The organism is Streptomyces sp. NPDC101181, from assembly GCF_044767975.1.
Classification (GTDB): Bacteria; Actinomycetota; Actinomycetes; order Streptomycetales; family Streptomycetaceae; genus Streptomyces.
In genome coordinates, this window is sequence record NZ_JBIWOX010000012.1 from 219,970 (window position 1) to 228,509 (window position 8,540).

An 8,540-nucleotide genomic window follows, 5' to 3' on the forward strand; every position below is an offset into this window, starting at 1 on the left:
TTGAGGTATCCGCTTCACACGGGAGCGGGCCGAGCCCTGGGAGCGACGATGGACACGGACGCCCTGACCGCCGACGTGCTGCGCGAGCTGCGGACGCCCCGGCCCTATCCGGTCCTGTCCCTCACCATGCCGACCCACCGCACGGCCCCGGAGAACGCCCAGGACCCGGTGCGTCTGCGGAACCTCGTCGCGGAGGCGTCCCACCGTCTGGAGGCCGACCCCCGGGTCGGCAGGGAGGTCCGGGCCGCGCTCCGGGCCCAGTTGGAGCGGGCGGCGGCCGAGGTCGATCCGCGCGGGGCGCTGGACTCCCTGCTCGTCCTCGCCACCACCGAGGAGTACCAGATCTGGCGGCTGCCGCGCGTCGCCCCCGAGCGGGTGGTGTTCAGCGACAGCTTCCTCACCCGCAACCTGGTCGCGGCGAAGGCCCAGACCCGGCCGTTCCGGGTGCTCACCCTGGCCGCCGACCACGCGACCCTGTGGCTCGGCACGCGGGACGGCATCCGGCCGGAGGAGACGGGCGGCTTCCCGCTGACCGCCCCGCAGGAGCCGCCGAACCCGCAGCGCGAGGAGCGGATCGGCGACACCCCGAGCACCTTCAGCGACGAGGAGACCCGCACCTTCTTCCGGGACGTGGACGAGAGGCTGCGTACGGTGCTCGCCGACGATCCGCGTCCGCTGTACCTGATGGGCCTCGCACCGGCCCTCGCCCTGCTGGACGAGGTCGGTACCGCCTCCGGTGCGGCCGCCGGGCGCGTGACCAAGGGGGCGCCGGCCGACCTGCCGCCCGCCGAAGTGCTCCGGGAGCTGGGCCCCGCCCTCGCGGAGGGCGCCCGGCAGGCGGCCGCCGAGGTCGCGTCCCGGCTGGACCGCGCACGCGGCGCGCACGCCTTCGCGGGCGGGCTGGACGAGGTGTGGGCCGCCGTCCGGGAGGGCCGGGCGGGCCTGGTGGCCGTGGAGGAGCACTTCCGGACGGTCGTCCGGGTCACCGACGAGCATCTGGAGCCGGTGGACGAGGGGACCACCCGCAGCACCGACGACCGGGTCCGCGAGGACATCGTCGACGAACTCGTCGAATCCGCCCTGGACGCCGGGGCCGACGTGGTGTTCGTCGAGGACGGCTCGCTGACGGACCACGGGCGGATCGCCGCGGCGCTGCGCTACTGAGCCGCCCCGACGGGAAGGGCCGACCCGACGGGAAGGGCGGGCGGCACCGGGCCGTCCCGTCGGGAAACGCCGTCAGGACGCTTCGGGCCCGTACCAGAGCGTGGTGGCGTTGCAGAACTCGCGGATACCGTGCCCGGCCAGCTCCCGGCCGTAACCGGAGCGCTTGATCCCGCCGAAGGGCAGGGCCGGGTGCGAGGCGGTCATCCCGTTGAAGAAGACGCCGCCCGCCTCCAGGTCGCGGGCGCAGCGCTCCTGTTCGCCCGCGTCGCGGGTCCAGACGTTGGAGCTGAGGCCGAAGGGGGTGTCGTTGGCCAGGTGGATCGCCTCGTCCAGGCCGGCGACCCGGTAGAGGGTGGCGACCGGTCCGAAGGTCTCCTCGCGGTGGACGCGCATCGCGGTCGTGATGCCCGCCAGCACGGTGGGCTCGTAGAACCAGCCGTTCTCCAGACCCCCGCCCAGCTTGTCGGGCCGGCGCCCGCCGCACAGCGCCTCGGCCCCGCGCCCGAGGGCGTCGTCGACGAGTTCCTCCAGGTCGGCGCGGCCCTGTTCGGTGGAGAGCGGCCCGATGTCGGTGGCCTCCTCCAGCGGGTCGCCGACGGTCAGGGCGCGCATCCCGGCGGTGAACGCCTCCGCGAACTCGTCGTACACGTCGGCATGGACGATGAACCGCTTGGCGGCGATGCAGGACTGGCCGTTGTTCTGGACGCGTGCGGTGACGGCGGTGGCGGCGGCCTTCGCCACCTCCGCCGAGGGAAGCACGAGGTAGGGGTCGCTGCCGCCCAGCTCCAGCACGGTCTTCTTCACCTCGTCACCGGCCGTGGCGGCGACGGCCCGGCCCGCCGGTTCGCTGCCGGTGAGGGTGGCGGCGGCGATCCGGGGGTCGCGCAGGACGGTCTCGACGGCGCCCGAGCCGATCAGCAGGGCACGGAAGCAGCCCGCCGGGAATCCGGCGCGGTGGAAGAGGTCCTCCAGGTAGAGGGCGGTCTGCGGCACGTTCGACGCGTGCTTGAGGAGCGCGGTGTTGCCCGCCATCAGCGCGGGGGCGGCGAACCGCACGACCTGCCAGAGCGGGAAGTTCCACGGCATCACGGCGAGGACCGCACCGAGCGGGCGGTAGCGGACCAGGGCGCGCGCGGCGCCGGAGTCGTGCACGTCGTCGGGGTCGGGATGCTCGTCCGCGAGGAGTCCTTCGGCGTGCGCGGCGTACCAGCGCATCGCCTTGGCGCACTTGGCGGCTTCCGCGCGGGCCGCCGTGACGGGCTTGCCCATCTCGACGGTCATGGTGCGGGCGATGGTGTCGCGGTCCTCGTCGAGCAGGTCGGCGGCCCGGTTCAGCCAGGCGGCGCGCTGCTCGAAGGAGGTGGTGCGGTACAGGCGGAAGGTGTCGGCGGCCGCGGCGATCCGGCGCTCGGTCTCCTCCTCGCCGAGGGCGTCGTAGGACCTGATCAGTTCGCCGTTCGCGGGGTTGACCGTCGCGATGGGCATGGCAGTGGCCTCCTTGCGTGATGCTCCGGTACGTCGACCGTGCCGCGCCGCGCGGGTGCGCGCAACGCGGCCCTCCCCTCCCCCGCGCGTACCCGGCCGACGCGGATCATGCGTGCCGCGGGGCACGTTCCGCGTCGGCCGGGTGGGGCGGTCCGCTCCGGAGGGGCGGTTACCCGAGCGCCGCCAGGGGGACGGTGCGCGCGGCGCGGACGCCGGGCAGCGGGGCCCTGGGGAGCAGGGCCGCGGTGCGCGGGGCCTCGGCGTAGCGGGTGAACCAGACCACCTTGCCCTCGGTGGTCCGGCAGGTGCCCGAGCTGTCGCTGAGGGCCATGACCCGGCTGAGTCCGCCGCCGGACGGCAGCAGCCGGGGCATCCGGGCGCTGTCGTCCGCGACGGACACGGTGACGCGCCGTCCGCCCCAGCGGAGTTCGACGACGCAGGTGGTGCCGGGGCCGACGTGCCGGTGGACGTTGGCCAGGAGTTCGTCCAGGGCCCGGCACACGGGCCGCACGTGCGGGTCCAGACTCCAGTGACGCAGGTGTGCGGCGACGATCCGCCGCAGCTGGGAAACGCGCTCTGCCGACACCTGCAGTTCGACCGAGTAGTGCCGGTCGAGTGGAACGGTCATCGTCGAGGCTCCTCACCACGAGGCCCGCATGCTTCACCCGCCGTACCTTCACCCCGTCGTACGAACGATCCCCGGACACGAAGCGTGATGGCTCATTACTTCTGGGTCACTCATCAGGGTGCGCGCGGGTTGCCAAACCCGCAACAGGGAGGCCGTTCGCGCAGGTCGGGGCCGGTGGGCGGTCACAGGAGGTAGGGCAGCAAACGGTCCGGGGTGAGGGGGAGTTCCCGCAGCCGGGCGCCGGTGGCGTGGCGGACCGCGTTGCCGATTGCCGCGGCGGTCCCCACGATGCCGATCTCGCCGATGCCCTTGCTGCCCATCGGGTTGAGGTGGCGGTCGTCCTCCTCGATCCAGTGCGCCCGGATGTCGGCGGTGTCGGCGCTGACGGGGACGTGGTAGGAGGCGAGATCCTTGGCGGTGAAGTCGCCGAAGGCGGGGTCGAGGCCGCAGCCCTCGGTCAGGGCCATGCCGATGCCCATGATCATGCCGCCGGTGAACTGGGAGCGGGCGGTGCGTTCGTTGAGGACGCGTCCGACGGCGTACACCCCGAGGAGCCGGCGCACACGTACCTCTCCGGTGACCGCGTCGACGGCCGTCTCCGCGAAGTGGGCGCCGAAGGCGTGCCGGGCGTACGGGGACGCGGCGGCGGTCTCCTCCTCGGTGTCGGCGGTCGTGGTGAGCCCTTCGGCGGGCGGCGGGCCCGGGTGCGCGGCGATCCGGTCGGCGAGCGCGGCGGCGGCCCGGTGCACCGCCCAGCCCCAGGAGGCGGTCCCGGAGGAGCCTCCGGCCAGGGGGGCGGTGGGCAGGTCGCTGGAGCCGATGGCGACGTGCACGGCCTCCGGGTCGGCGCCGAGCGCGTCGGCGGCGATCTGGGCGAGGACCGTGCGGGCCCCGGTGCCGATGTCGGTGGCGTTCACCTCGATACGGAAGGTGCCGTCCGCCGCCGCGTGGGCGCGCGCGGTGGAGCGGGAGACGAGCACCGGGTAGGTGGCGGAGGCCACGCCCGTGCCGAGGAGCCAGCGGCCCTCCTGGCGGGCGGCGGGGCGGGGGTCACGATCGTGCCAGCCGAACCGGGCGGCGCCCTCGCGCAGACAGGCGGCCAGGCCGTGGCTGCTGAAGGGGCGGCCGCTGTCGGGTTCGGTCTGCGGGATGTTGCGCAGCCGCAGCTCCACGGGGTCGAGCCCGAGAGCGGAGGCCAGTTCGTCCATGGCGGACTCCAGGGCGTACATCCCCGGGGCCTCCCCCGGGGCCCGCATCCAGGAGGGGCTGGGCACGTCGAGGGCGGTGACCCGGTGCGTGGTGCGGCTGTGCGGTGAGGCGTACATGACGCGGGCCGGGACGGCGGCCTGTTCGACGAACTCCTTCACCGTGGAGGTCTGGGTGACCACCTCGTGGCAGACCGCGGTGAGCGTGCCGTCGAGGTCGGCGCCGAGCCGGACCCGCTGGACGGTGGGCGCCCGGTGGCCGACGACCTCCGCCAGCTGGTCGCGGGGGAAGGCCAGGGTGACCGGCCGTCCGGTGTGCCGGGCGGCCATCGCGGCGAGGACGGCCTGGGGTCGGGTGGTGCCCTTCGAGCCGAAGCCGCCGCCCACGTGCTCGGAGACGACGGTGATCCGGTCCGGATCGAGCCCGAAGGCCCGCGCGAGGCTGTCGCGCACGGCGGTGGACCCCTGGCTGGAGTCGTGCACGGTCAGCCGCCCGTCCCGCCACTCGGCCGTGGCGGTGTGCGGCTCCATGGGGTGGTTGTGCAGTGCGTCCATCCGGTACGTCGCGTCGGTCTGTACGTCCGCGGCGGCCAGGGCCCGGTCCGTGTCGCCGCGCTCCCGGACCGCGGGGTGACCGCCGTTGGCCTCCTCGGGGGTGCGGAGCCCGGGGTGGTCGTCGGTGAGGGTCACGTCGTGCGGGTCCCGTTCGTAGGCGACGAGCAGTTCCCCGGCGCCGGTCCGGGCCGCTTCGGGGCTGTCGGCGATCACCAGGGCGATGGGCCAGCCGTGGTGCGGGACGCGGTCGTTCTGGAGCACCGCGAGGATCGGGTCGTCGGGCTCCTCCAGCTTCGGCGCGTTGTCGTGCGTGAGGACGGTGCGGACTCCGGGGACGGCGAGGGCGTCCACGGCCCGGACGGCGGCGACCCGCCCGGAGGCGACGGTGGCCGGGACCGGCCAGGCGTACAGGCGGCCGGGCGGGGCGATGTCGGCGGCGTAGTGCGCGGCGCCGGTGACCTTGTCCCGGGCTTCCCGCCGGACGAGGGGCGCGCCGGGGAACTGCGGAGCGTGGGTCATGGCCATGGGTCCTCGGGTCGGGGGCGGAAGACGTGCGGGACGCGAGCCCGGACGGGCGGCTCACGGGGGCGGTTCGATCCGTACGGGCGGCTCACGGGAGCGGGCGGGCGGCGGGCGGTTCACTCCGGGTGGGCGGACGGCGGGCCGCCGGCCAGTTCGCCGAGCACGTCGACGGCGAGGCGGCGGGCGAGATCCACCTTGAAGGCGTTGTCGCGCAGCGGGCGGGCCCCGGCCAGTTCGGCCGCCACGGCCCGTTCGAAGACGGCCGAGGTGGCCGGGGCGCCCAGCAGTCCGGCCTCGGCGCGCCGGGCGCGCCAGGGCCGGTGCGCGAGTCCGCCGAAAGCGAGCGCCGCGTACGTCACACGCCCGTCCGTGACCCGCAGGGCGGCGGCGACGGAGGCCAGGGCGAAGGCGTACGAGGCCCGGTCGCGGGCCTTGCGGTAGCGCGAGCGGGCACCCGGGACGGGCGGCGGCAGCACCACTTCGGTGATCAGTTCGCCGGGCCGAATGACGGTGTCCTGGTCCGGGTTCCGCCCCGGGAGGCGGTGGAACTCGGTGGCGTGCACGGAGCGTTCGCCCTCCGGGCCGAGCAGCAGCACGGTGGCGTCGAACGCCGCCAGGGCCACCGCCATGTCGGAGGGGTGGGTGGCCACGCACTCCTCTGAGTGGCCGAGGACGGCGAGATCCCGGTGGGTGCCCTCACGGGCCGGGCAGCCGGAGCCCGGGACGCGTTTGTTGCAGGGCTTGGAGACGTCCTGGAAGTAGCGGCACCGGGTGCGCTGGAGGAGGTTGCCACCGGTGGTGGCGGTGTTGCGGAGCTGGCCGGAGGCCCCGGCGAGCAGCGCCTGGGAGAGCGCCGGGTACCGCTCGCGCACGTCGGGGTGGGCCGCCAGGTCGCTGTTGCGGACGGTGGCTCCGATGCCGAGGCCGCCGTCGGGGGTGCGGGTCACCCGGTCCAGGGGCAGCCCCGCGACGTCGATGAGGACCCGGGGCCGCTCCACACCGAGCTTCATCAGGTCCACCAGGTTGGTGCCGCCGCCCAGGAAACGGGCCTGGGGGCCGGCCGCGCAGAGGCGGACGGCCTCGGCGGTGGAGGAGGGGCGCACATAGCCGAAGGGCCTCACGGGATCACGTCCTCGATGGCTTCGACGATGCGGGGGTAGGCCCCGCACCGGCAGAGGTTGCCGCTCATCCGTTCGCGGATCTCTTCGGGGCCGAGGTCGGCCGTTCCGCCGAAGGGGGCGCCGGGTTCGGTGGCGTGGGAGGGGAAGCCGTCGGCGGCCTCGCCGAGCATGCCGACGGCCGAGCAGATCTGACCGGGGGTGCAGAACCCGCACTGGAGGGCGTCCCGGTCGGCGAACGCCGCCTGGAGGGGGTGCGGGGTGCCGCCGTCGGCGAGCCCTTCCACGGTGGTGATCGCCGCGCCGTCCTGGGCGACGGTCAGCAGCAGGCAGCTGGTGACCCGCCGCCCGTTCAGCAGGACCGTGCAGGCTCCGCACTGGCCGTGGTCGCACCCCTTCTTGGCCCCGGTGAGGCCGAGCCGCTCCCGCAGGGTGTCCAGGACCGTGCTGCGGTGGTCGACCGTCAGCGTCGTCTCGGCGCCGTTGACGCGGAGGGTCACGGTGGAACGCTGATCGGCGACCGGTTCCGGTCCGAGGTCCGTTCCGAGGGCGAGGAAATCCATGCGCACGCCTTTCACACTTGCGGTCGAACAGGGGCTCCTGGGCTGGGCGTCCGGGCCGTCAGCGGTTCTCCAGCCGCAGCCGCGCCTCCTGCTCCTGGTCCCCGGCGGCCGTGCCGACGACGCTCACGGCGAAGAGGCCGGTGAGGTGGTCGCGCAGCCGGTCGACGGCCCGGTAGCCGCCCTGGGCGTCGACCGTGACCGGCGCGGAGAGGCGGGCGGGCGTGGCCGCGGGCCGCGGGCCGGACACGTCGACGGTGATGACCCAGACGGTCGGCCGGGCGCCCCCGGACGCGTCGGGAAGGTCGCCCGGCCGCCGGTCGGAGTCGAAGGCGGCGGCGAGGACGTCGAACACGGTCCGGGCGTCCTGGGCGTCGCCCCCGCCGAGCGAGACCACCACCTGCTGGTCCGCGGGGTGGTCGGCGCCGCTCTGCTCGGGTGTGCTGTTCACCGTGGCTCCTTCGTCTCCGGGCTCGAGGCCCTCGGGCTCCCCTCCAGGCTGACCCCGCATCGGTCCGACGGCGACACGGGAGAGGGCCAAAGGGTGTTAGGAACCGGGCCGGGCGGGCACGTGGAGGATCACTTTTCCCATAAACGGATATCTGGCGAGATACCCATAAAACATGAATTGCCATGTATGGCCGACTGGCTTTCCCCTCGTGGGGTATCCGGGGAGTATGGACCTTCTGAACGGAGCCGAGCCCTCCGCCCCGGTGACCCTCGCCGCCGGCACGGGGGCTCTCGGCATTCTCATGGGTGTCGCGGCCCTGGCCGTCGTCGGCCTGCTGATCGGCGGATTCATCCTCGGCAAGCGCAAGCGGGACGCCGAGCCGCCGCCGCCCCAGCCGCACGAGCAGCCGCAGAAACCGGACCGGCGCACCCACATCGACCAGCACGACCCGCACGGATCCGACCGGTTCCCCGAGGACGGCCACGCGCTGTCGCCGTACGAGCTGAAGGACCACGGCAACGGGCCGCTGCCGCCCGAGACCGACACCGACCGCCCGCGCGACAACTGATCCGCCCGCCCCCACGGCGGCGCCGCCCCCGCACCACCCGCCCGCGGGGGGGGGGGGGGGGGGGCGCGGCCGGCCCGCGCCCCGCCGCCCCCCCCGCCGGGCGGGGGGGCGGGGGGCGGGGGGGGGGGCGGGGGGGGGCGGGGGTGGCCGCGGGCGGGGGGCCGGACCCGTGGCGGGTGTTCCCCCAGACGGGCGGCGGGGCGCCCCCGGAGGGGGCGGTACGGCCCCCGGCCCGCCGGTCGGAGTCGAAGGCGGCGGCGAGGACGTCGAACACGGTCCGGGCG

Annotated in this window: 8 protein-coding genes; 2 read left to right on the plus strand and 6 right to left on the minus strand. The window is 75.0% G+C overall.

Translation table 11 applies throughout. The annotated features are described in order from the left end of the window. Nucleotides 1-48: 48 nt before the first annotated feature. Complete coding sequence (locus ACIRRU_RS19725; protein ID WP_403682098.1) at nt 49-1,164, plus strand: chemotaxis protein; 1,116 nt, start codon at nt 49-51, stop codon at nt 1,162-1,164. A 72-nt stretch (nt 1,165-1,236) separates the two neighbouring features. Here ACIRRU_RS19725 and ACIRRU_RS19730 read toward each other — a convergent pair whose 3' ends face one another. The 6 genes from ACIRRU_RS19730 to ACIRRU_RS19755 form a co-directional block, all read right to left on the minus strand. After that, nucleotides 1,237-2,649 (minus strand): NADP-dependent succinic semialdehyde dehydrogenase, encoded by a 1,413-nt coding sequence (locus ACIRRU_RS19730; RefSeq protein WP_403682100.1) that lies wholly within the window; start codon nt 2,647-2,649, stop codon nt 1,237-1,239. Between the two features lie 169 nt (nt 2,650-2,818). Beyond that, complete coding sequence (locus tag ACIRRU_RS19735; RefSeq protein ID WP_403682102.1) at nt 2,819-3,277, minus strand: ATP-binding protein; 459 nt, start codon at nt 3,275-3,277, stop codon at nt 2,819-2,821. A gap of 182 nt (nt 3,278-3,459) precedes the next feature. Then, complete coding sequence (locus ACIRRU_RS19740) at nt 3,460-5,556, minus strand: xanthine dehydrogenase family protein molybdopterin-binding subunit (RefSeq protein WP_403682105.1); 2,097 nt, start codon at nt 5,554-5,556, stop codon at nt 3,460-3,462. A 119-nt stretch (nt 5,557-5,675) separates the two neighbouring features. Next, nucleotides 5,676-6,680 (minus strand): FAD binding domain-containing protein, encoded by a 1,005-nt coding sequence (locus ACIRRU_RS19745; RefSeq protein WP_403682108.1) that lies wholly within the window; start codon nt 6,678-6,680, stop codon nt 5,676-5,678. After that, nucleotides 6,677-7,240, minus strand: coding sequence for a (2Fe-2S)-binding protein (locus tag ACIRRU_RS19750; protein ID WP_403682110.1), 564 nt, complete (start codon nt 7,238-7,240; stop codon nt 6,677-6,679). The genes ACIRRU_RS19745 and ACIRRU_RS19750 overlap by 4 nt, the downstream gene beginning before the upstream one ends. Nucleotides 7,241-7,298: 58 nt before the next feature. Continuing rightward, entirely contained in the window at nt 7,299-7,688 is a 390-nt protein-coding gene (locus ACIRRU_RS19755) for a hypothetical protein (protein ID WP_403682112.1), read from the minus strand. A 226-nt stretch (nt 7,689-7,914) separates the two neighbouring features. On the opposite strand from ACIRRU_RS19755, the gene ACIRRU_RS19760 reads away from it, so the two are divergent. Continuing rightward, nucleotides 7,915-8,256, plus strand: a complete 342-nt coding sequence (locus ACIRRU_RS19760) for a DUF6479 family protein (protein ID WP_403682115.1) — start codon at nt 7,915-7,917, stop codon at nt 8,254-8,256. Nucleotides 8,257-8,540: the final 284 nt, after the last annotated feature.

Coding starts and splice junctions, on each gene's coding strand:
- ACIRRU_RS19725 (WP_403682098.1), top strand. CDS start 49: ATGGACACGGACGCCCTGACCGCCGACGTGCTGCGCGAGCTGCGGACG.
- ACIRRU_RS19730 (WP_403682100.1), bottom strand. CDS start 2,649: ATGCCCATCGCGACGGTCAACCCCGCGAACGGCGAACTGATCAGGTCC.
- ACIRRU_RS19735 (WP_403682102.1), bottom strand. CDS start 3,277: ATGACCGTTCCACTCGACCGGCACTACTCGGTCGAACTGCAGGTGTCG.
- ACIRRU_RS19740 (WP_403682105.1), bottom strand. CDS start 5,556: ATGACCCACGCTCCGCAGTTCCCCGGCGCGCCCCTCGTCCGGCGGGAA.
- ACIRRU_RS19750 (WP_403682110.1), bottom strand. CDS start 7,240: ATGGATTTCCTCGCCCTCGGAACGGACCTCGGACCGGAACCGGTCGCC.
- ACIRRU_RS19760 (WP_403682115.1), top strand. CDS start 7,915: ATGGACCTTCTGAACGGAGCCGAGCCCTCCGCCCCGGTGACCCTCGCC.